Here is a 21,637-nt window from a genome sequence, read left to right on the forward strand (position 1 = left end):
AAACAATATGGAGTGATGGGAGGGAATACCATTCAGCCGCTTTCTCATTCAAGGTTGATAGATACACAGGTAACTGTGAAATCTCACAATACAAAAACCAATAAGGCTTAAGAATTTATAAGGCGGAGTCAGGAAACGGACTCCGCTTTTTTGATCATGGCAATCGTAAAGTCGTGCTCGGAGTACCCCTCAATCAATCGTGTATTCGGACACAGCAACCGACAATAGCGAAAGACACCTTCTTTATTGTGCGACGCTAACATTTTCATGCTGGGTAGTTTGGATTCATCCAACAAGTTAAACACACAACCTTTCTCTGTCGCTCGGTACATTTTCTCAATCATTTCAATGGTGTGATTTGGGTTGGTGGATTGATAGTTCAATGATCCGGAAGCAAAAACAAAGTCGCAACGAGGCAATACCAACGTTGAAAAGTCGCCACATATAAACTTACTTTGCGTGCGAAAATCTCGTTTTCTGGCTTCAGAGATAAACTGTTTTTGCTGATCAATGCCAATATAGCTTTGAGGAAGCCCCCCCGTAAGTTCGATAAACACTAACAAGTCTCCGTAGCCGCACCCAATATCTAAAATACTTGAACCGTCTAACGTTAACCCTCGGCACAACGCCTCAAAACGGCTGATCTGACTATACTTATCTGCCCATCCCAGAGTTCGGGCTCTGTCTTTACCAAACTGCCTATATCTCTTTCTATGATAGTGAGCAATCTTAAGTCTATCGAAAAATTTCATCTTTCTTATGCATAAATCGGCAAACTGCCATTTCCTTTCACTTGTCTAATCGCCAGGTGGGTATGAATATCTTTCACATTTTCTAATCGCTGTAACTTTCTAGTAAATGTTTCATAGCCAGCAAGATCTTTGCTGACCACCTCTAACAGGTAATCATAGGCCCCTGATACGACATGGCATGAGATCACTTCATCCATCTCAACAACGGCATGTTCAAACTCATCAATCGAAGAAGCTTGGTGGTTATTTAAACTCACTTCAACAAATACAGTCATCGCGATGCCTACAGTGTCTCTGGACACAATAGCTCGATAACCACTTATTACACCTTCCTGCTCCAAACGCTTAATGCGTCTTGCACAAGGTGATGCCGATAGCCCTACTTGATCAGCAAGTTCTGCCGTTGTCAGAGTGGCATCCTTCTGCATTAGATTGATAAGTTGCCTGTCAATTTTATCCATTTATTCTTCCGTGCCTTTAATCACTAACAATTAACACTTATACGAAATTTATCACCAACATCAAGCCTAATTACGTCAAACTTTGCCTCCCTTTGGCAAGAGTTTTATTCAACAATTAACACATCATTTACAAATGGACATGTCGATAATGATCTTGGGATACGCAGCTATATTAACGACCTTACTGCTTTGGTCTGGTTTCTTTATTTCTTTAAAAGGGGGCGCAATTTCTGCCTTGCAGCCAGCCGATATCGCGTTAGTTCGCTTTCTCATCCCAAGTATAATTTTATTACCATTTGTGATTAAGCATAAACAGTCGCTGCGCGTAGTGCCTAAACGCTACCTGGTTGGTGTTGTGGTTGGAAGCGGCCTTCCCTATCTTCTGGTCGTCGGAACGGCTATGCATTTCGCTCCCGTGGCGCACGGCAGTGCATTAGTACCTGGCACTTTGCCATTGTTTGTTTCTGCTATCGCGGTACTTTGTTATCAACAGTCGCTGAGTGCTCACCGCTTAATCGGGCTTTCTACGGTGTTGTTAGGGATTTTCGTATTCCTTCTTTCTAATAGCGGCGCAGAGTACAACTGGTCTCAATTACAAGGGCATATCCTGTTTCTAACTGGCAGCATCATGTGGGCTGCTTTCACCATCAGCGCTCGTGTCGCCAATCTTAATGCACACGTCTGTGCAGGATTCGTTGCAATTGCGTCTTTGGCTCTGCTCATCATCGCCGTTGGTTTCGGGTGGGTAGACAGTTATTTGGTGGTAACACCGTTCAGCCAGTGGCCATGGGAGGAGTTATTTGGCCACGCGATGCTACAAGGTGTTGGCGCAGGTTTAATCGCTTCTTTCACTTTCATTTATGCAATTAGGATCATCGGTGCCGAAGCCAGCGCAGCTTTTGGTTCATTAACTCCAGTCGTCGCGACACTTCTTGCCGTTCCAATTTTTGGTGAACAACCAGATTCTCTCACTTGGTTAGCGCTGATGTTGGTCACATGCGGCAGTATTGTGGCAAGCCAAATCTTTATGAAAGGTGGAATGAACCAAACTTATCGCCCACCACTTCACAGATAGCGATGATTTTACAAAAACTTATGCCTTACTATCTTGAATAACAAAATGGCGTTTTGATAGCCTCAGCTTAACTAAAAATTAAAACGCCAATGTGATGCCAGCCACTCATACTAAAGATGAACTGCATAGGTTTCTCAAACCGGGAATGAAACTTTCTACTAATTTCGAATTTGGGCCTAAGGATCAATATACGTATTCCACCACCTATCTTGGGATGAAAGAAAATGCTTATTTGATTCTTGATATACCAATGCGTTTGCTTGAAGAGCAAGTGATGAGAAAACTCCCCAACGCCGATGTCATCGTGCGTGGTGTATCAGATACGGAGTTAGGCCATGTCATTGCGTTTAAGTCCAGCGTACTGACGACGACCGTTCGACCATCCCCCCTTTTGTTTATCCGCATTCCAGGAACATTTGCAACCAAACCAGTTCGAGAACATGAGCGTTACAAGTTGCAAATGAACTGTAACGTTATTCATGCAGGGAACGTCTACGACGGTAGCCTTATCGATTTCTCTCTAGCAGGTGTTGGTATATCAACCTTGATTGAGCCCGAATTCAACGTGGGTGAGAGTGTTACCATCGAATGTCCGTTAAGCCACTATATCGGAGAAGAAAATCGATGTGTCATTGCCAACATTAAGAAATTGGCGAAGGGATGGGTAGTTGGAATTAAGTTTGCTAGTTCCATTGAGATGACTCACGAACTAAAAACAGAGTTACTGGAGCAATCCTTTCTAACCAGTAACGTCTGAACTTACTGCTCGCTAAAGCGCGTCGCCTCAAAGCTGTTGAGTATTCTGTGAACCGTATAGGTCACAAGCAGCATCGCAACAATAGCAAACAAAATACTGCTCACGCGATACAGCGCACTGAACATTAAGTCACCATCCGGAGTAAGATATTGGCCGAACAAAATGCCTAATGTGGTTAAGCCGCCAAATCCGGCTCCCGAACCGCTAGACTCTTTCACGTGCATATAGCTGAACATCATAGCCCCAATCCAAAGCAATGGGACGATAAACAATAAGGTATCCGACCAATCGTATAATACAAGTTGTCCGACGATACCAAAGGTCACCCCCATCAAGGTTCCCATTGCTCTTTTTCGCGCATATCCTAAAGCACCGTTCCAATGCATAGGAAACAATAAAAGCAAGGTTGTCGCCTGAGCAGACATAGAGTCACTGAGGTCAAATAGCTGGAATACAAGGAAAGACATTGTAGCGATACTCGCCCCCATAAGGGCTTCATGACGCATGCGATGACTCTGTTTAGGCTGCGACGGTTTCGCTGGTGGCTGACGAGGTTCCGCATCGGGAATCAAAAATGTCACCACATAAGCAACGAACACTGAAATAACATTCGCTTGCAGGTTGCTAAATATTAGGTCATTTAAGTCAGTGGTTGGATAACTAGCAAAATGCAGCATGATGCTTAAGCTCAGTACGCTGTTCGCTCCAAATAAGAACAAGCTCCCTTTTGACATACAGGCGAATTTATATAGGAACAACCCGAATGCAATGATTGTCATCATGCCTGGGTGCCCACCAAATAACCCACCAAGCACACCAACTTCTAATCCACACACAACCGCTGAAAAAATCAGTTGTCGTGCGGCATGTAGACTCATGACTGGCACCATTCCAAGTAACAACATCGGGGTTACAGTAAAGAATACGCCATAGTTCCAACCAAATACTTTACATAAAGTGAAACCAATAGTCGCACCAGTTGCAATGCGCAAACACTGACGGAAGTCGTTTTCCGACATGGGGTGGTCCCATAACTTCATATCGCCTCCTCGTTAATAAATATAATGAAGAAGACTCAAGAATTGGATCTGGCACCTCGCTAACCAGCCAGATAATGCGTTTTCTGGCAACAACTGCACGGTTGCTCGTGCCCCTGCTGGAAATGCGCGCTGCTGAGGTTCATCGATAGCTAAATGTAAACGTAAGCGCTGCGCGTCTCTCACCCAACGGTTTGAGTCAGTTGGTGTTGCTAAGCGGCCATCCGCATCGAATTGACCCGAGCTGACCCCGGCATCCACACTCGTAATACGAGCTTCAAATACATCACCAGGTAAGCTATCAAAAGCCACTAACGCACGGCTGTTCTGATTAAAGTGTCGTAAACTCTTTTCACGAAAGTCGGCAATGATATCCACGTCATCGGAGACTAAAGCGACAAGAGGTGTACCAGCTGCCGCATAGGCCCCCGTCTCCAGCTGCAAGTTAGCGACAACGCCATCATGTTCCGCCGAGACTTGAGTGTAAGACAGATTAAGTTCCGCTTGTTTTAGCTGGTTTTGCGCTACGCGGATATTCACATTCGTCGCACCTAAATCACCGCGGTTTACTTCCAACTCTTTTAAACGAGCACGTGCGGCCAGTAAGTTCGCTTTAGCTGCCGTTGCACTGCTCTGTGCTTCATCGCGCTGCTGTTGCGAAGTACCATTACGGTGAAACAGGGTATTAAGACGTTTTGCTTCGCGAACTTTTTGTTCCGCCACGATTTTGCTCGCTTCAACTTCTGCTTTTGCCGCAGCAATAGAAGCATCAAGTTGTTCGTTGTTTTGAATCACACGCTCAAGGTTAAGTTGAGCCTTTTCTACGGCGAGCTGATAAGGCTGGGGATCAATCTGAAATAGTAGATCGCCTTGGCTTATTTCTTGGTTGTTGGCAACATAAAGATGCGTAATCTGCCCACTCACACGGGGGGCCACTTTAGTTACCACACGCGTTGCCATTGCCTGAGGCGTCAACGGCATGGCGAGATCTGCAACTAGAAAATAGGCAAAGACAAGGACAAACGCGACGCAAGAATATTTGATCCAACGTGCGAATTTTTGATCTGGAGTCATAGGCGTTTACTTCTCTTTTAATTCGGTTTTCTGACTTATTCGCTAAGTGAATCAAGCGCATTGTGAGCAATCTGATCAAGAATCAATGAAAGCTGCTGAAGTTCCTGGTCGTTGATGTCCGTTAGGAGCTTGCTTCGAACTTGAAGAATTCGAGCCTCCATTTGCTTTAGTAGGGTTTTCCCCTCTTCTGTGAGGCTAACAATACGTGCTCGCTTATCGTGTTCACAGCAATGGCGAACGATCAGAGATTGCTCTTCTAATAATTTTAATGTTCGCATCAACGACGCTAACTCGATCTCAAGCGCTTCAGCCAAATGCTTCTGACTGATGTTGTCACCCATTCGATAAAGCTTCCATAACGCAGTCCAACGCGGATACGTTAGGTTTAAAGGCTCTAACTCGCGATCTGCAACCATTTTCCACAAACGAGCAACACGAGATAATTTTTCAGCCAGAGAAAGGTCTCGCAAACTGTTGATGTCTTGAATCATAAGATCTACTCAATTACTTAGCGTGCTAAGTAATATAAAATAGTTAGCACGCTAAGTAAATATCTTTTTGTGATTGAAATCACGTTGGGTGTGTCAGTGAAGGGGCAGAAATCTAAGTAACACAACACTATGTTTGAATTTGAAATGCAGCGATGTACACAACAAACGTCGAGACCAATAAAGTCTGATTTGTATAAGAGTAAAAGGGTCAGATACAAAAAAGCACAACCCACAGTCATGGTGTTGTGCTTTTCAGATAATGAATAATTGGGTTATCTCGTAGTGAGCCAATTATTCATGTTCGCTCGACTAAGAACCGCTGCTTAAAATCCACAAATGCTTCATGGAGCGCATTTTCTTTAATCGGCTTGAGAAGCACGTAATTCGCACCCGATTCCATAAAGGCGTCACTGGTTTCTTTCGCGGTGTCAGCAGTACACGCATAAATTGGCGTGCCTAGTTTTAGCTTTTGTCGGATCTCTTTGGTCGTTTCAATTCCACCAAGATGCGGAAGTTGGTTGTCCATCAGTATCAAATCGTAAGTATGATCTTTTAAGAATTCCATTGCTTCTAACCCATCTTTCGCCCAATCAACCTGCATTTTGTACTTGTTACAAAACGCTTTTAGAATGAATGCGTTAGTATGGTTATCCTCTACCAACAACACTTTGAGACTCTCTGCAAATAGTTCACCTGGCTTAACACGCAAACTCGAATCAAGAGGGGTGAGTACTCGCTCACGATCTTTCACTGGCATTGTAATGACAAAAGTCGTTCCTAAACCTTTCTGACTGCGGACTTGAACATCACCTTCCAGCATGTCGACAAGGCTCTTCACAATGGTCAGCCCTAAGCCACTGCCACCGTATTCTCGAGTCGTTGTTGCTTCTTCTTGAACAAAAGGTTCGAACATTTGGTCGAGTTTGTCAGACTCGATGCCGATACCTGTATCCGTAATTTCCACGACCAGCACGCTATTGTCAGCACCATAGAACTGCTCCAGTTCAGCATGCAAGCGCACGCTACCCGAGGGCGTAAACTTTACTGAGTTACTGACTAGGTTGAATAAAATTTGGTTCAGACGAACTTGGTCAGTAAAGATTTCAACATTGGGATCTATTTTGTTTTCAATGACAAGGTTGACGCCTTTACTTTCACAAATAGGACGATAAATGTTTTCTAACGTTCGAATTGTATCAGTGAAAGAAAACGGGTGCTTTTGGATATTAAACTTACCCTGCTCAATCTTCGAAAAGTCCAAAATATCATTCAAAACAGCAAGTAAGTGCTCACCACTATGTCGAAGTACGTCAATTTGGTTATTCTGCTCTTCTGTTTCCACAGAGTCTTTTAGCAATTGAGCAACCCCTAAAATTCCATTGATTGGCGTTCGGATCTCATGGCTCATTTTAGCCAGAAAGTCGGCACGGGCTTGAGCAGATTTCTCTGCTTCTTTGCGCGCCAAGTTACTCTGTTTTTCCGCCTCAATTAGCGTGGTTATATCCTGACCTTGAACAATAATACCGCTAATATCTCCATCAACTCGAATCGGCGATAAGTTCCAGCGATATACTTTGTCTCCAATTGGCACATTAACGCCTGTCAACGTAGCTCCCTGAGCCGCCATGCGAAGGTGTGGCATCAACTTTTCTTTGAAACCTTTGAACACTGGGTGCATGGTTTCAATATCGTTTTCCATGACTAACTCTTTGCGTGCTGCCGGATTGATTTGGATAAGTACACCCGATTCAGACCACACCATAATAGGTGATAACGCAAAGTTAAACAGGTCTCGGAAAGACCGCTTTTGTGCTTCAAGCTCTTCAAAAGTGTTTTCTAGTGTCGAACCAATATGATCGAATTCCTCAATATCTGACCCCTCAAAACGCTCAAATCCTTTTTCTTCACGAGCCGAGCGGGTATATGCCATCAGGGATCCTAACTCTTCAACTACTCGATTCTCGATCCATTCTTTAGTCATTAGCGCAATCATAACCATACCGATAACTGAGGCTAGCATTGCTAGCAGGTGTTGGATTTGCAATGTCACCACGCTCTGATTGTCTTGCACAGTAAGCAAGCACAAGTCAGTCTCGGCGGCATTTACCTCAATAGGGGTTTTGATGATCAATAATTGGTCAAGCTTGTGCTGGGACTCTCGTCGTTTGAGTACGTCAAATATTTGATAAGCCTCATCTCCTACTAATGAGCTTGCCAATGGTGTGTTGTTAGCGACCAACACAACATTGTCGACGTTGCCTTCATTTTTTAACCTTTCCATCAACCCAAAGTTATTATCTAAAACAACAACATTGTAAGAGTACCCCATCACTTCACCGGTTTTAGGTTGTAAAACGGGTACACGACGAAGTAAAAGATGGCGAGTTCCCATCGGGGTCTGTGAGGGTAGATAATACCAGTTGTTGCTAAAGGTCACTTGACTGGCAAGTCGGCTAAGTATCAGGTTGTTGATGCCATAGAAATGCGCGTTGCCATCGTCCCAAATAATACCTTGATGATCGGTTAGGAAACGAAACTCCGGTGTATGGGAAGGATCACTCTGGTCAATACTCATGAAAAAGTAATTGAGTGCCTCTTCATCACGTTCTGTATAAAAATCCAATACAACATCACTTTTCGAATTGCTGTTGTGATGAATCTGAATCGCTGCAAAATGGCTATCAAAAATGTTCAGGATCAGGGCAGAGGTCTGCTGCTTGGTTCGGTCGACTTCCTGCCAAATAATCTGCTTCGAGAAGTAATAACTCTGAACAAAGATGCCTAGAATGATCGGAGCAAGTACGAGAATAATTATTTTGGTAATAAGCGTCGACAGTGAGCGACGCTTTCTTGTTTTTGATGTAGTTGTCATCAATTATCTGAGTATCTAAATGCACGTTTTCTTAATGCTTCAATTCTTTCTGGAGAGTCCGATTTGGTAACGACTTCAAAATCACCAGAGTAAACGGTGGGAACTGGCTTTCCTTCTAAATCCCACTTAATGGCCTCAGCCATTGCAATACCTGTATCATCGTTCATACGCATAACGGTAACGTCTAACTCCCCTTTAGAAAGCGCCTCTAACTCTGCTGAACCGCCGCCCCAACCATTGATCATGACATCATCACGACCTAACTCTTTAAGAGCGTCAACAGCACCTAATGCTACATCGGTAGAACACGCGTAAATGAAGTCAACGTCCGGATACTTCTCCAAACTGGCTTTTGCAGCTTCATACCCAGATTGCTTTGTTGCTTTGGTGTAGTAAGCAGATTGTAGTTCAAATTGATTATCGCGGTTCACTTGGTTGATAAAAGTGTTGCCTCTGATGTCACTAATGTAGCCCTCTGAGAAGTAGAGAACACTATAGTGGCTATGTTTAGGGAAACGCTTGCCAAACTCAACGGCCAATTCACGACTTCCTTCTGCGTGGTCGAAACCAACATAAAGAAACGGCTGATGATGTTCCCAATCCCTAACAGGTGTGGTGATATTTTGTAAAATTAACTTGGTTTTCTTTGAATCTAAGACATGCTCAACAAACTTACGATGTCTTGTGGTATCTAGAGTAAAGATCAAGTAATCGGAGTTGCTTTTCAGCGCCTCCATTAAAGACAAACTTTGCTGCTTTATATCTGCATTAGGACGAGTAAACACCTGATTTAGTTGATAGTCGATATCAAGCTTATCTAGGCGTTTTTCAAACGCATCGATGTTTCGAATCCAATAATCAGAGATCTGCTGCCCTGGATAAACAACAGAAATTTTCAGTGGACGCTTCTTGTCTTTTGCTACGGGTACAGGGGTTTCTCTTACCACTTCAGCCAACGCACTAGTTAGCTGCTTCTGTTGTGGAAACTGGTCTAAAAACTCTTGATATGCCCAATACCCATTAAGAACTTGGGTGGCCTGCACATTCGGCGCAAAAGCGGCCATTGAAATCAGGGAGAATACTAACGCTTTTTTCATCTACTGCTCTTTTAGCTTTTTTATGAGCCTAATTCAGCTCTATTCATTACCTAGCCGAGTCATCCTATACTCTTGTAATCTACCTTCCTCTTAGTGCCTGTTTCAATAGTAAATTGGTTCTTGGTCTGAGTGGATGCAAATAAAGTACATTGAGTCGCTTCCTTTGTCTCGATGACGTAGAGACATTTCGCGCTTTTCATACTCAGGACCTGTAAACAGAACACCAGCCCATTATGCGTCAGTTTATTCCTACATGGTACTCCAAAAACAAAAAGAAACCGCCAATGTGACATAGGCGGTTTCCGTGTATCTTTGCGTAGCAAGGGCTTATCAGAGTGCCACTATCTCTAACATCATTTGTTGATGTTCGTCGACGACAATATTTGCTTTTGACATAACGAGCAGCTCTTTTTTCGCTTTAGTTAGTTGCTTAATATAGTACTCTGCTCGCATGGCAAGCGTCTTTGACTCAAAATCCGATGACCATTCCAATACCAAAGGGCCTTTTCCCTTCAAAGCTTTCGCTCCTTTTCCGGTTTGGTGCTGATTGAATCTTCGTTCAACATCATTGGTAACACCACAATACAACGCGTTGCGGTTATTTCGTATCAGGTAGACACTCCAACGCTGCGTTGTATTTTCCATCATGAAAGCAGTGACTCAACCTTAGCTTTTAATTCATCCAGCTCTTCTTTCAGCTGAGCGACTTCGAGCTCTAGCTGGCTTACTCGATCGGAGCTCGAGCTTGCAGCAGACACAGGCGCTGCAAGTTCGGACGCATCAACATCACCACAGAACAAATGCATATAACGCGACTCCCGCTTACCAGCCTCACGTGGTAATTTGACCACTAATGGTCCTTTCTCTTCGCTTGCTAAATGCTCAAGGACCGTTTCCACTTCTTTTACATCATGAAATGTCGCGAGACGATTAGTACGAGTACGAATTTCCCCAGGTGTTTGAGCACCGCGCAAAAGCATACAGCATACAATGCCCTTCTCCTGCTCTGTCAGCTTTAAATCACCAAATTCCGTATTACAGAAACGGTGTTGATACTTGCTGACGCGGCTGTTGAACGCACTTTCGTCACTGACGAGCCTGCGCTCAATAAGAGCATCAACGGCATCGAGAACGTCTGACTCAGAGAGTGACATCACGGGATCACGGTTGCTTTTTTGATTACACGCGTTGGTTAATGCGTTTAGGCTGAGGGGGTAAAGATCTGGGGTAGTGACTTCTTTTTCGATCAAGCAACCAATAACTCGTGCTTCAATTGCCGTTAGCTCAACTTTCATAATGCATTTCCTTATTATTTTTGCATTTGACTTTGTACCTAAATCGCTTCGAAATCATACGCCATAAATTCACACAGCAGTGCAAGAAGCGTTAGCGGTTCAGGTGTTGGTGTCAGGCTAAAGCATAGCGTAAGACCTGACACCCCTTACGAATAGGGTCAGGTATCAATGCTCCGAGAGAATCGGCACTCTCGTCAAATTGCCATCTTGGTCGACCATCATTATTTTTGAACGATTAAGCTCAACTTCGATGATTTCGAGTTGCTCACGGGCGTTGATATACGCCGTTTTTAACTTTTCAGCCACAGAGCGAGTGACTTGCTCATTATCTTGACTATTTACTTGCTCCGCAGTGTTACCAGAGTCCATATCAAGTTCATCATTTTGCATTCAATGGTGTTGATAATATAGTGAAGGCCACGTTATGACAATGAATCGATGGATTCTACGATGTTGGCCAAAACTCGAAGAAAGCAGCACGATTATATGTACACAGCGCAATTGGTTGAGAAATGTTCAACTCTGCATTGCTATTGATCTAAAGACTGTTATGCCACTGGATGTTGTGCTTTAATCGAGGAAGATATTCATAAAATTAGGAAAGAGAACTATGAGTAGCGTATTTGAAATCGTTAACCAAGCTCGTCGTAAAAACAAACTAAAACGTGAGCTTCTTGATAACGAGAAGAAAGTTCGTGATAACCGCAAACGTGTTGATCTTCTAGAAAACCTTCTAGACTACATCAAACCAGAAATGACTCACGATGAAATCGTCGCAATCATCAAAAATATGAAAGCAGACTATGAAGATCGTGTAGATGACCACATCATTAAAAGCGCTGAGATCTCTAAAGCACGTCGTGACATCAGCCGTCGCATTCGTGAGCTGACTGAAGAAGACAAGCAAACTAGCGGCAAAAAATAAACGCGTAAGCTAGATTTTCGAACCCCGAGCAAGAATATCTTCCTCGGGGTTTATTTTTGTCTCTAAACTAACCGCCGTGTACAATCAATCTAACTCTTATTCCTAACGCATGCAGCTTTCTATGTCTTCAACTACGACAAGTACACAACCAACGCTTGCAAAACAATTATTTACGATGACCTGGCCAATGCTTTTTGGCGTTCTGTCTTTAATGAGCTTTCAGCTTGTGGATAGCGCGTTTATCGGTCAGCTCGGCGTTTTACCGTTAGCCGCTCAAGGTTTCACTCTGCCTTTGCAAATGGTCATTATCGGCATTCAAGTCGGTCTAGGGATCGCAACGACAGCGGTCATTTCTAAAGCTCTTGGGGCGAATGAAAGTCGGTATGCCAAACAACTTGGCGGATTGGTATTGATGATCGGCTCAATTGGTGTCGCTATTTTTGGCGGGCTAATTTGGCTTTTGCGCTACCCCATTTTAGCTCTATTAAGCGCTCCAGAATCTGTTATGCCGATAATCGACAGTTACTGGCCTTGGTGGTTATTAAGCTCATGGACTGGTGCGGTTTTGTATTTTTATTACAGTATCTGCCGAGCTAATGGCAATACAATGTTACCTGGCACAATGATGATGATAACCAGCGGCGTGAACCTTGTACTCGATCCGCTATTTATTTTCACGTTTGACTTGGGTATTAACGGAGCGGCAATAGCAACCATCGTCGCTTTTGGGTTTGGTATTTTAGTCGTCGCTCCTCGCGTGAAAAAGAATCACTGGGCAACGACACAATGGCAAGATCTTAACGTAGCCAAAAGTGTTGCATCTATCGGTAACATTATGGGCCCTGCGATGATTAGCCAACTGCTGCCACCGTTGTCTTCCATGCTAGCAACAAAATTATTGGCAAGCTTTGGAACCGCAGCAGTCGCCGCTTGGGCGCTTGGTTCACGCTATGAGTTCTTTGCTATCGTTTCGGTCTTGGCGCTGACAATGTCTATGCCTCCAATGGTTGGACGCTTACTTGGAGCAAAGAACTATGAAGATATCCAAAGGCTCGTCAGTATTGCCGTAAAATTCATTCTAGGTTTCCAACTTTTGATTGCTGCCATTACATTTGCCGTCGCAAACCCACTCGCATTATTGATGACAAGTGATGTGCAAGTGGAGCAAGTCTTGGAAATGCATTTACTGATAGTGCCGATCAGTTTGGGTTCATTAGGGGTTTGTATGCTAATGGTTTCTCTTTGTAATGCATTAGGCAAATCTTACACCGCGCTCACCATTTCAGCGCTGCGCTTGTTTGTCTTTTTCCTACCGTGCTTGTGGGTTGGCGCTCAAATGGATGGAATCCGAGGTTTACTCTTAGGCGCTTGTATCGGCAACCTGTTAGCTGGTGTTTCCGCATACCTAACCTATCGCCAAACCATAAGCAAACTCGCAGGCGCTCAAGCCAACGCACAACAATGAATAATCAGAACTAAGCCCCTGAAGTGGGGCTTTATCGTTTTGACGCCTTGTCTAAGTTGAAATGTTAGCTAGGCGAGTTTTAATTCACTAAAGAGCTCAAATAACTGGTTCGATTTATACGGCTTAGGTAAATAAGCATCCATGCCTGCCGCAAAACAGTTGTGGATGTCTTCTTCCAAAACACTCGCAGTGAGTGCGATAATCATCGTTTTTTCGCGTCCTGCTTTCTTTTCCCAACGACGAATTTCTTTCGTCGCGGTCAGTCCATCCATCACGGGCATCATGCAGTCCATTAAAATTGCATCGAATTCTTCTCCCTTTGTGATGGCTTCTAACGCTTCTTGACCGTTGCTTGTTATCAAATAGTCATAACCTGCTTTATCCAGAAAAAAACTCGCTATTTTCTGGTTCATCAAATTATCCTCCGCAATTAAGATCCTCCGATGAGAGCGCGACGCTCGATATTCAGAGCTGACAACATTATTGGTGACATTGTCACTTGATATAGTCTTTTCAACCTTAGCTAAATCATCAATGACATGCTTAAATCGATTGCCAAGGAAAGGTAATGTGAGTACGGCATGTACTTTTTCTGCATTTTCGTAGGGAGTGGATAAATGATGCTGGCAAATAATCACACGGCGAAGATCGTAATTAAATGATAGATTATCCAAGATTTCATCGGTATTAGCGTCGTTACTGTGGCACAGAAATATTACATCAAAGTCATCATTTATCGCTTGCACTTCATTCACATTATTAACACCAAAGAGATTGATTTTCGCTAAGCGACACTCTTTTAATACTTGGTCGGCGTAGTCGTAATTTGAGCAGATCAAAAGCCCTTTATTAATCACCTCCGAACGCCAGCCAAACACCGGAATTGCTTCAACCTCAATCGAGAATTCAAAGCATGTGCCCACTCCTTTTGTAGATGTTGCTACGAGCTTGCCCCCCATCATCGACACAAGCTGACAACAAATTGCCAAACCCAACCCTGTGCCGCCAAATTGCCTCGACACTCCTTCATCTTCCTGAGTAAAGGGTTCAAAAATCGTGGTTAACTTATCTTGATCAATGCCTATTCCGGTATCTTCTACTTTAAACGTCAGCACTCCACGTTCTTTCTCAAGTAGCTCCTCATAACTAACATCAACGCATACATGCCCACTTTCGGTAAACTTAACCGCATTCGATACCAGATTCGTAACTACCTGTTTGACACGATGATCATCGACCATCACGCGAATGGGGATATTTTCAGCTAAATTAATACCTAACTTTAGCTGTTTAGATGTTGCTTTGGATTGGAATAAAATCATCGACTGATACACGACTTCTCGGATATCCGCTTCTACTAGTGACAGCTCCAATCGTCCAGACTCGATTTTAGAGAGATCCAATATATCGTTAAGTAAAGTAAGCAGTGTTTGAGATGAGGAGTCAATGTCATCAACAACTTCTTGTTGATGCGAAGACAACTCACTTTGAGAGAGTATTTCTGTCATGCCCATGATCCCGTTAAGGGGCGTGCGTATTTCATGTGACATGTTGGCAAGAAACACAGATTTTGCACGATTAGCCGATACTGCTGACTCTTTTGCATGCAGTATTTCTTCAGTTTGTCTCTGCATTTCTTCAACCACTCGATTCACTTGCTGAGCAAAAATGGTCAGTTCATCACTTCCATCAACTTTGACTTTTGTTTGCTTCTCTTCGGAGTTGATCAACGCGTTTAAAGTGTGAATGATCGCATCGAGTTTGCTGTTAACTCGGAACCAAGTACTAAATCCGAGCCAACAAAGCAGGATAACCACTAAGGCAACGCCAAAACTGATCATCGCTATATTGGCCTTTTGTTCATGAACCTGCGTGAGAAGCGACTGCTCAGTTTGTTTGGTGAACCCATCAATGAGCACTTGTAAGCGCTGCACACGAAAATCGAGTTCTTTTAAATACGCGGCGTAGTCACTTTGTGACATGTCTCCTGACATTAATTGTCCGCGAGACGCCAAGTTTCTCTGATATCTCGGCGAAGTAAACAAGCCAAGCAATTTATCCACTTGCTCGTATGACCCACCTAAGTTTAAAAACGCATCCAAATTTTGCTGCTGTCGGTCAATCGCCTGATAAAACATACTTTGACTTAGCCGACTCTCAGGGTCTTGGACTAAACGGTTCGTCAGCCAAGCTTCTTTCTGTGTCCAAAAAGAGAGCTGAGCAAGGTAGGCAATAAAATTTTGCATGCGAATGCCGTCGTCACTGCCATACCATTGATGATTTTGCAACAAAGAGCGCGACATATTTTGGAGCTGTTGAAATGCCCAATCACCCAAATCGTCCATCTCACTCAAGCTACCTGACAATACCCCCAGCATGGCTTCTTTCAGGTCATCAGCATACTCAGCAGTATTAGGGTTACTCACAAACTTTTGATGCAAAGAAGAAATAACTTCACCTTGTTCTTCAATATTAATGGCTGCAGAGACTTGAAGATCAGGCTGTCGGCGTACTTTCTCTATGGAGTAAATAAAGTGGGAGGCCTTGGATATCAATTGGAAACCTTGAATATTGCTAACCGTTTGATTGAGACGGCTCACGCGCAACGCATTATCAGAAAACTGCTGAACTGCAAACACCACTATTACCACAGCGGGTAATAGTGCGAGGAGTGCTAAGCGTGTTTTTATTGATAATCTCAACATCCATCAGCCTAATGGTTGATTTCATCCGTTTATTTAATATTAGACTAGTTTCCCGCATTGAAAGGCATATACGACATTGTTACTTTCAAACAACATTCACCTACCTAGACTATGGTTATTGTGAGTGTTTTATCATCGGCTAATGAAGTGGCAATTGTGATTCAAGTCATATTTTTTGATCTTAAAGTTGGATGCAAACAATAAAGTTTCACTCACAACTAAGAGTCGCCTCACTTTTCAGGAAATCATCTATTGTATGTTTACCTATTGAGTTGCCTTATCGAGGAAAATCACACAAAAATGCAAAATATCCATTTTTGTCAACAAAACTAATTTGAAAGCAAACGTTATCATCGCAAAAAAAGTAAGTTACTTTCTAAATGTCAATACGTGAAAACCACTGCTTTAGTCACATTAATCCACCACTAACGTCCCCTTAAGTAGTGTTTTACACTGGATTTAATTTTCCTAGCAGAATAAGGACTCCGACCTTAGAATCCGCACACATAACTATTACAACCCGATTACATAACCCACCACACTCTTGCACGCTGCCGAAGAGGCAACAGCAGAGAGTATGGTTAGCCCCCAAAACGTGAAAGGTCTAATACAACAATGAGTCCAGAGAAATATCTCCAAGACTGGCAAACTAGCCAAACGATTGCTGAATCTATTTCCCCTCTAATTGGTAAGCTATATCGTCAAAAAGGAATCGAAGTGGTTCTGTTTGGTAAAACGCTTATTAATGCTACTACTATAGACATTCTCAAAACTCATCGCGTTGCAAGACGTTATACCGGTAACCCACTTTCGCTTGAGCACACGATGCCTATTATTCAAGCGCTTTGTGAAATGAGCATTTCTTCATGCCGTGTCGATGTTGGCCAATTGGCAACTATGTACTGGAATGAACATGACGATACAAGCTCTCTAAACGATTTCCTTATCACTGCACTTGATGGCGCTCGCGACGCAGATTCTTCATTGAAAGCGCGTGATGTGGTTCTTTACGGGTTCGGTCGCATTGGTCGACTACTTACTCGCCTTCTCATTGAGAAAAGTGGTCCAGGTTACCCACTAAGACTACGTGCGATTGTGGTTCGTGGCGGTAAAAAAGGCGATTTGGAGAAGCGTGCTAGCTTGCTGCGTCGTGACTCAGTTCACGGTCAGTTCAACGGTAGCATTGTTATCGATGAAGAGCGTAAAGCACTGATCGTTAACGGCAACTACATCCAAATCATCTACGCAAATAACCCAAGCGAAGTGGATTACTCAGCTTTCGGTATCAATAACGCGCTAGTTGTTGATAACACAGGTGTTTGGCGTGATTCTGAAGGCCTGAGCCAACACTTAGCGTGTAAAGGCGCAGAGAAAGTACTGCTAACAGCACCAGGTAAAGGTGACATCAAAAACGTTGTATTCGGTGTAAATGAGTCGGTAATTAAAGAAGATGACACCATCATCTCTGCGGCAAGCTGTACAACAAATGCAATCACGCCAGTCCTTAAGGCTCTGAACGATAAATATGGTGTTCTTTCTGGCCATATTGAAACCGTGCACTCATACACAAACGACCAAAATTTGATTGACAACTTCCACTCTGGTGACCGTCGCGGACGTAGTGCTTCACTAAACATGGTTCTGACTTCAACAGGTGCGGCAAAAGCAGTTGCTAAAGCATTGCCAGAGCTTGCAGGCAAGCTAACAGGCAACGCGATTCGCGTACCGACACCAAACGTTTCGATGGCAGTCGCTAATCTAAACTTAGGTGAAGACGTAGACCGTGATTCACTGAACGATTACTTGCGTGAAATGGCGTTGAACTCTGAGCTTTCGGCACAGATTGACTACACCGATTCAACAGAAATTGTATCAACTGACTTAGTTGGTTCTCGTCATGCAGGCGTCGTAGATGGTCAAGCGACTATCGCACAAGACAAGCGTTGTGTACTTTACATCTGGTACGACAACGAATTCGGTTACAGCTGCCAAGTTGTGCACTGTATGGAACAAATGATGGGTGTTCGTTACCAAACATTCCCTCGATAGGTGAACATTGCTCCACAACGTTAACCACACAGCGTAGCGGACAATATCTCATATTTGTTCTAAATAATAAGCGCCATGCGCATTACTAATATTTTTCCCCGTTTATACGCCTGATCACCCTCAGGCGTTTTTTCGTTTCATTCATTTGACACTCTCCGGACAAACTGAACGTCAGCATTCATGTTTTGTTCATGTTCACAGCATTAATCTGAGCACATAAATTACAGAGAGGTCATGATTATGAATCGGATTATTGTAACTGCACTAGCACTGATTACCGGCTTTTTTACGTTAGTATTTAGCTTGATCATTGCGATTCCGTTGACCATCGCAGCATTAATTACCGGTAAACGTATTGAAAAGCGCGTCAAGAAAATGCAGAGAGAAATGCACGAAGAGTATGAGTTTAATACAGGTAAAGCAGATGCGATTGAAGGTGAATTTGAAGAGGTTCGCCGGTAAGTAAATAAGATTTAGATGAGTTTCTCTCCCCCGACCGCTCCTGAGAAACTTCTTGCTTTCACCCTGTCCTTAAAATGGCAGGGTGCTTTTTTGAAAAGCACAATATTGAATAAGCACCTAGCGGTTTATTGCTTTATCTTTTTGTTGTAGGAGGCTGTGTAACCAGCCTCCCATAAATCACCATCGACACCAGAGTATGGGTTGGATTCTTTCGGAGCGCCGCTTAGGCAAGCATCTTTGCCTTCCTTCTTAATTTCATCGATGTGATTTAAAACAAAGTCAAAGTGTTTAGGATCAGCCTTTTGTAGTAACCCGTACAAAAGGCCAAAGCCAAGCATCGTAAATACAAACAGTTCAAAAAACACCCAAATGCTCTTTGTTGAAAAGAATATCCAGGCAACGCTGCAAACACTGGTCAAAATTACTACTGGAGCTAAATCTACTATTCTTTGCATATTGCTCTCACCTTCTAAACGGTCATGAAGTCTCTACCCCTTTCATAGGGTAAGTAAGAGGAAAGTCCGTTTTTATCCAATAAAGCACTCTCGACTTAATATGCGACACTGTTAGTATTAACGTTAAGTGGCTATCGTTCTCATTATAACAATGCGTTGGAAAGTAGCTTTCACAGCAAATGAGAATATGAACCAAAGTAACACTATTGATAATATTAATTTTAGCAACATTTAGCGTCAGAATTACGTAAATTGTGTAAGGGTTACTGAGAGTAGACAAAAAAGCAGCCACACGGGCTGCTTTTAGTATTTCTGTCTTGCGAGCTTGTCTATACCGTTACGACCACTCTAAGAGCCAGCAGCATGAGTACTACTCCTGACAAACGATCAATCAACACTGCCTTAGAGCGAATTCTGTCAACGACTTTAGAGCTCGATAGCACTAGGGTAATAAAGGTGTACCAAAGCCCATCCACAACAAACGGCGTGGCAACAATGATCATCTGATTACTCAAATCATTACCGAGCGCGACAAACTGACTGAATAATGCGATAAAAAACAAAGCAATTTTGGGACTTAAAATCGAGATAAAAAAGCCTTCTCGCGCAGACTGGATTACCGTTGTTTCCTCACCTGACTCCAACTTCGCAGCCACACCACCTTTTGAACGCAAAGCATTAAACCCTAAATACGCAAGATATGCCGCACCCACAAGGCTAATCGTCTTGAACAGCATCGGGCTTTGCTGCAAAACAACAGCGAGCCCAATCAAGGTAATAAACGCATATATACCAATGCCAAACGCATGAGCCCAAGCCGTAGCTAATCCATTGATACGTCCACCAGCCAACGAGTGCTTAGCGACAATAGCTAAACTGGGACCTGGTGACATAGCCCCTAATAAACACACGGTAAAAAGTGATAACCAAACTGTTAGTGTCATAAGAATCTCCCCTCTTTGACGCTCACTCTATCAACGGAAGAGGTATAATTAGAAATCAAAGTTATTCATACTAATCATGACTTCAAGTCATAGCTAAACGGTGTACGTATTAGCGAATGGAATATTCAGAAATTTGCATTACTGAGCGAATCTCTTCTCGCACCCATTTATGCGCAGGATCCGTGTCGTATTTGGGGTGCCACATTAACCAATATTGATGAATAGGTGTTTCGAGTGGTAATGCTTTATGGGTTAAGTCCCAATGCTTAGCGAGGTTAACGGCAATATGTTCAGGAGCCACCATCAGGTGCTCACTTGCAACTAAGCGATTGATCGCAGCAGAGAAGAATGGAACCTTAAAGGTAACGTGGCGGGTGTGCCCTAGCTCTTTCAATGCTAAATCAGTGTAGGAATCTTTGTCTCCGCCGCCAGTCACTTTGATGTGTGAATATGAAATCAAGTCTTCAATACTGATCTGGTCCTGCTTTGCTAACGGATGAGAAGATTTCATCAAACAAACTGATGAATCCTCACCAATTTTAACGCTCGACACACTCTGTGGTTTTTCTGGATACATAGAAGACGCGATATGGATGCCCGTCTCATGAAGTTTATCAAGAAAGTTGGGTTGCCACAGTCGGTACGCCATATCTAACTGTGGCGCTTGTTCACCCAAGTGAGAGGCAATATCGGGCAATACGTATTGCGCCACGTAGTCACTAGAAGCAATAACAAGCTCACCTTGCCACTGCCGCGGCTCAAAAGGTTGGTCATCGAGTAAATGGTCAAACTCAGCCAGTAATGCATCAAGCTTTGATTTTAACGCTATTGCTCGTGGCGTTGGTATCAGTTGATTACCTTGACGAATAAGCAGTGGGTCACCACACAGATCGCGCAATTGTGCAAGCTGTCGACTGACGGCAGACTGCGTAATGTGCAAACGGTCTGCGGTCCGGCTGACATGACACTCCTCTAAAAGTACATGCAAGGATCTAAGTAGATTCAAATTAATGTTGTTTAACATATTCGCTCTGAAGGGTTTTCAACATGGCATCCATTCATGGTCACTTCACAAACAGGTTCCCAGTCGTGTTAAAGAATTCAGCTAAGACGGTATGAGTCATCAGGTTTCGAAGCTCTGGATATCGTTGAATTTGATCTCTGATTTCGTTCAAGCGAGCCATCGTAGGCACTTCGACAAAAACCATCATGTCCGTCTCACCGCTGATCGCATGACACCATTTTACGCCATCAATTTTGTATAACTCGTCCGCGTATGATTCGCAATAATACGTAGAGGTTGATTTATCGAACTTTAAGGCAAAATAGGCGCAAATCGAATCCCCACCCGAAGGCGCAATTTCAGCGTGATACCCTAGAATCACTTTGTCATGCTCTAGCTTACGAATACGGGCCGTTACCGCAGAACGAGAAAGGTTTACTTTATCCGCAATTTCAGTCACCGACAGCCGAGCGTTGTGCCTGAGCAGATCCACAATCTTATGATCAAACTTGTCCATACCGTTACCAAGCTTTCCTTATTTTTCTCATTCTATACCGATTCTAACTGCATAAGAAACCAACATTTTGTTGGAATTATTTAAAACAACCGTCATATTGACGGTTTAGTAAATCATTTTGTTATTAACATTTTGGATATGCTATTTGGCGGGCATGAGATGAGTGCTGTTATCCATTTCAACAGAAAATAGATAACACAT

The 21,637-nt window shown here is 43.3% G+C and carries 21 protein-coding genes; 6 read left to right on the forward strand and 15 right to left on the reverse strand.

Going from position 1 to position 21,637, the window contains the following annotated elements:
* Positions 1-128: 128 nt before the first annotated feature.
* Together R7P36_RS04780 and R7P36_RS04785 are read right to left on the reverse strand one after the other, a co-directional pair.
* Positions 129-752 carry a class I SAM-dependent methyltransferase gene (locus R7P36_RS04780; protein ID WP_053307238.1) on the reverse strand — a complete coding sequence of 208 codons (624 nt, stop codon included), beginning with the start codon at positions 750-752 and terminating at the stop codon, positions 129-131.
* 5 nt (positions 753-757) lie between these two features.
* Complete coding sequence (locus R7P36_RS04785; RefSeq protein WP_005373581.1) at positions 758-1,213, reverse strand: Lrp/AsnC family transcriptional regulator; 456 nt, start codon at positions 1,211-1,213, stop codon at positions 758-760.
* 148 nt (positions 1,214-1,361) lie between these two features.
* On the opposite strand from R7P36_RS04785, the gene R7P36_RS04790 reads away from it, so the two are divergent.
* On the forward strand, positions 1,362-2,288 hold the full coding sequence (locus R7P36_RS04790) for a DMT family transporter (RefSeq protein WP_053307237.1): 927 nt from the start codon (positions 1,362-1,364) through the stop codon (positions 2,286-2,288).
* Between the two features lie 94 nt (positions 2,289-2,382).
* Positions 2,383-3,045 carry a flagellar brake protein gene (locus tag R7P36_RS04795; RefSeq protein WP_053307236.1) on the forward strand — a complete coding sequence of 221 codons (663 nt, stop codon included), beginning with the start codon at positions 2,383-2,385 and terminating at the stop codon, positions 3,043-3,045.
* Between the two features lie 2 nt (positions 3,046-3,047).
* Here R7P36_RS04795 and R7P36_RS04800 read toward each other — a convergent pair whose 3' ends face one another.
* The 8 genes from R7P36_RS04800 to R7P36_RS04835 all read right to left on the reverse strand — a co-directional run bounded on the left by R7P36_RS04800 (position 3,048) and on the right by R7P36_RS04835 (position 11,301).
* Positions 3,048-4,085, reverse strand: a complete 1,038-nt coding sequence (locus R7P36_RS04800) for a DUF2955 domain-containing protein (RefSeq protein WP_318122032.1) — start codon at positions 4,083-4,085, stop codon at positions 3,048-3,050.
* Positions 4,086-4,097: 12 nt separating this feature from the next.
* On the reverse strand, positions 4,098-5,156 hold the full coding sequence (locus R7P36_RS04805) for an HlyD family secretion protein (RefSeq protein WP_213899201.1): 1,059 nt from the start codon (positions 5,154-5,156) through the stop codon (positions 4,098-4,100).
* A gap of 35 nt (positions 5,157-5,191) precedes the next feature.
* Positions 5,192-5,647, reverse strand: coding sequence for a transcriptional regulator SlyA (gene slyA, locus R7P36_RS04810; RefSeq protein ID WP_017635177.1), 456 nt, complete (start codon positions 5,645-5,647; stop codon positions 5,192-5,194).
* 295 nt (positions 5,648-5,942) lie between these two features.
* Positions 5,943-8,519, reverse strand: a complete 2,577-nt coding sequence (luxQ, locus tag R7P36_RS04815; RefSeq protein ID WP_158155831.1) for a quorum-sensing autoinducer 2 sensor kinase/phosphatase LuxQ — start codon at positions 8,517-8,519, stop codon at positions 5,943-5,945.
* On the reverse strand, positions 8,519-9,616 hold the full coding sequence (locus R7P36_RS04820) for an autoinducer 2-binding periplasmic protein LuxP (RefSeq protein ID WP_005385634.1): 1,098 nt from the start codon (positions 9,614-9,616) through the stop codon (positions 8,519-8,521). Before R7P36_RS04820 ends, luxQ begins: the two co-directional genes overlap by 1 nt.
* 330 nt (positions 9,617-9,946) lie before the next feature.
* Positions 9,947-10,264 carry a GIY-YIG nuclease family protein gene (locus R7P36_RS04825; protein ID WP_053304534.1) on the reverse strand — a complete coding sequence of 106 codons (318 nt, stop codon included), beginning with the start codon at positions 10,262-10,264 and terminating at the stop codon, positions 9,947-9,949.
* Positions 10,261-10,911, reverse strand: coding sequence for a YceH family protein (locus R7P36_RS04830; RefSeq protein WP_005373594.1), 651 nt, complete (start codon positions 10,909-10,911; stop codon positions 10,261-10,263). Before R7P36_RS04830 ends, R7P36_RS04825 begins: the two co-directional genes overlap by 4 nt.
* Before the next feature lie 165 nt (positions 10,912-11,076).
* Complete coding sequence (locus tag R7P36_RS04835) at positions 11,077-11,301, reverse strand: hypothetical protein (RefSeq protein WP_005385630.1); 225 nt, start codon at positions 11,299-11,301, stop codon at positions 11,077-11,079.
* Between the two features lie 220 nt (positions 11,302-11,521).
* Between R7P36_RS04835 and R7P36_RS04840 the strand changes: the two genes are divergently transcribed.
* Positions 11,522-11,836, forward strand: a complete 315-nt coding sequence (locus R7P36_RS04840; RefSeq protein ID WP_005373603.1) for a DUF496 family protein — start codon at positions 11,522-11,524, stop codon at positions 11,834-11,836.
* A 121-nt stretch (positions 11,837-11,957) separates the two neighbouring features.
* Positions 11,958-13,301: an MATE family efflux transporter gene (locus tag R7P36_RS04845; protein ID WP_085569148.1), complete on the forward strand. Its 1,344-nt coding sequence runs from the start codon at positions 11,958-11,960 to the stop codon at positions 13,299-13,301.
* A gap of 68 nt (positions 13,302-13,369) precedes the next feature.
* Here the strand turns inward: R7P36_RS04845 and R7P36_RS04850 are convergent, their stop codons facing one another.
* Entirely contained in the window at positions 13,370-16,006 is a 2,637-nt protein-coding gene (locus R7P36_RS04850) for an ATP-binding protein (RefSeq protein WP_213899202.1), read from the reverse strand.
* 615 nt (positions 16,007-16,621) lie between these two features.
* On the opposite strand from R7P36_RS04850, the gene R7P36_RS04855 reads away from it, so the two are divergent.
* Together R7P36_RS04855 and R7P36_RS04860 are read left to right on the forward strand one after the other, a co-directional pair.
* Positions 16,622-18,055 carry a glyceraldehyde-3-phosphate dehydrogenase gene (locus tag R7P36_RS04855; protein WP_025767937.1) on the forward strand — a complete coding sequence of 478 codons (1,434 nt, stop codon included), beginning with the start codon at positions 16,622-16,624 and terminating at the stop codon, positions 18,053-18,055.
* 240 nt (positions 18,056-18,295) lie between these two features.
* The gene (locus R7P36_RS04860) at positions 18,296-18,517 is read left to right on the forward strand and encodes a hypothetical protein (protein ID WP_005373607.1); all 222 of its coding nucleotides are present in this window, start codon (positions 18,296-18,298) and stop codon (positions 18,515-18,517) included.
* 125 nt (positions 18,518-18,642) lie between these two features.
* Here the strand turns inward: R7P36_RS04860 and R7P36_RS04865 are convergent, their stop codons facing one another.
* The 4 genes from R7P36_RS04865 to R7P36_RS04880 all read right to left on the reverse strand — a co-directional run bounded on the left by R7P36_RS04865 (position 18,643) and on the right by R7P36_RS04880 (position 21,436).
* Positions 18,643-18,972, reverse strand: coding sequence for a hypothetical protein (locus R7P36_RS04865; protein ID WP_005373609.1), 330 nt, complete (start codon positions 18,970-18,972; stop codon positions 18,643-18,645).
* 329 nt (positions 18,973-19,301) lie between these two features.
* Positions 19,302-19,916 (reverse strand): LysE family translocator, encoded by a 615-nt coding sequence (locus tag R7P36_RS04870; protein WP_005373611.1) that lies wholly within the window; start codon positions 19,914-19,916, stop codon positions 19,302-19,304.
* Positions 19,917-20,025: 109 nt separating this feature from the next.
* Entirely contained in the window at positions 20,026-20,940 is a 915-nt protein-coding gene (locus R7P36_RS04875; RefSeq protein ID WP_017819875.1) for a LysR family transcriptional regulator, read from the reverse strand.
* A gap of 40 nt (positions 20,941-20,980) precedes the next feature.
* Complete coding sequence (locus tag R7P36_RS04880) at positions 20,981-21,436, reverse strand: Lrp/AsnC family transcriptional regulator (RefSeq protein WP_005373615.1); 456 nt, start codon at positions 21,434-21,436, stop codon at positions 20,981-20,983.
* Positions 21,437-21,637: the final 201 nt, after the last annotated feature.

Origin of the sequence: Vibrio sp. 397, assembly GCF_033339395.1 — a bacterium.
GTDB lineage: Bacteria > Pseudomonadota > Gammaproteobacteria > Enterobacterales > Vibrionaceae > Vibrio > Vibrio alginolyticus.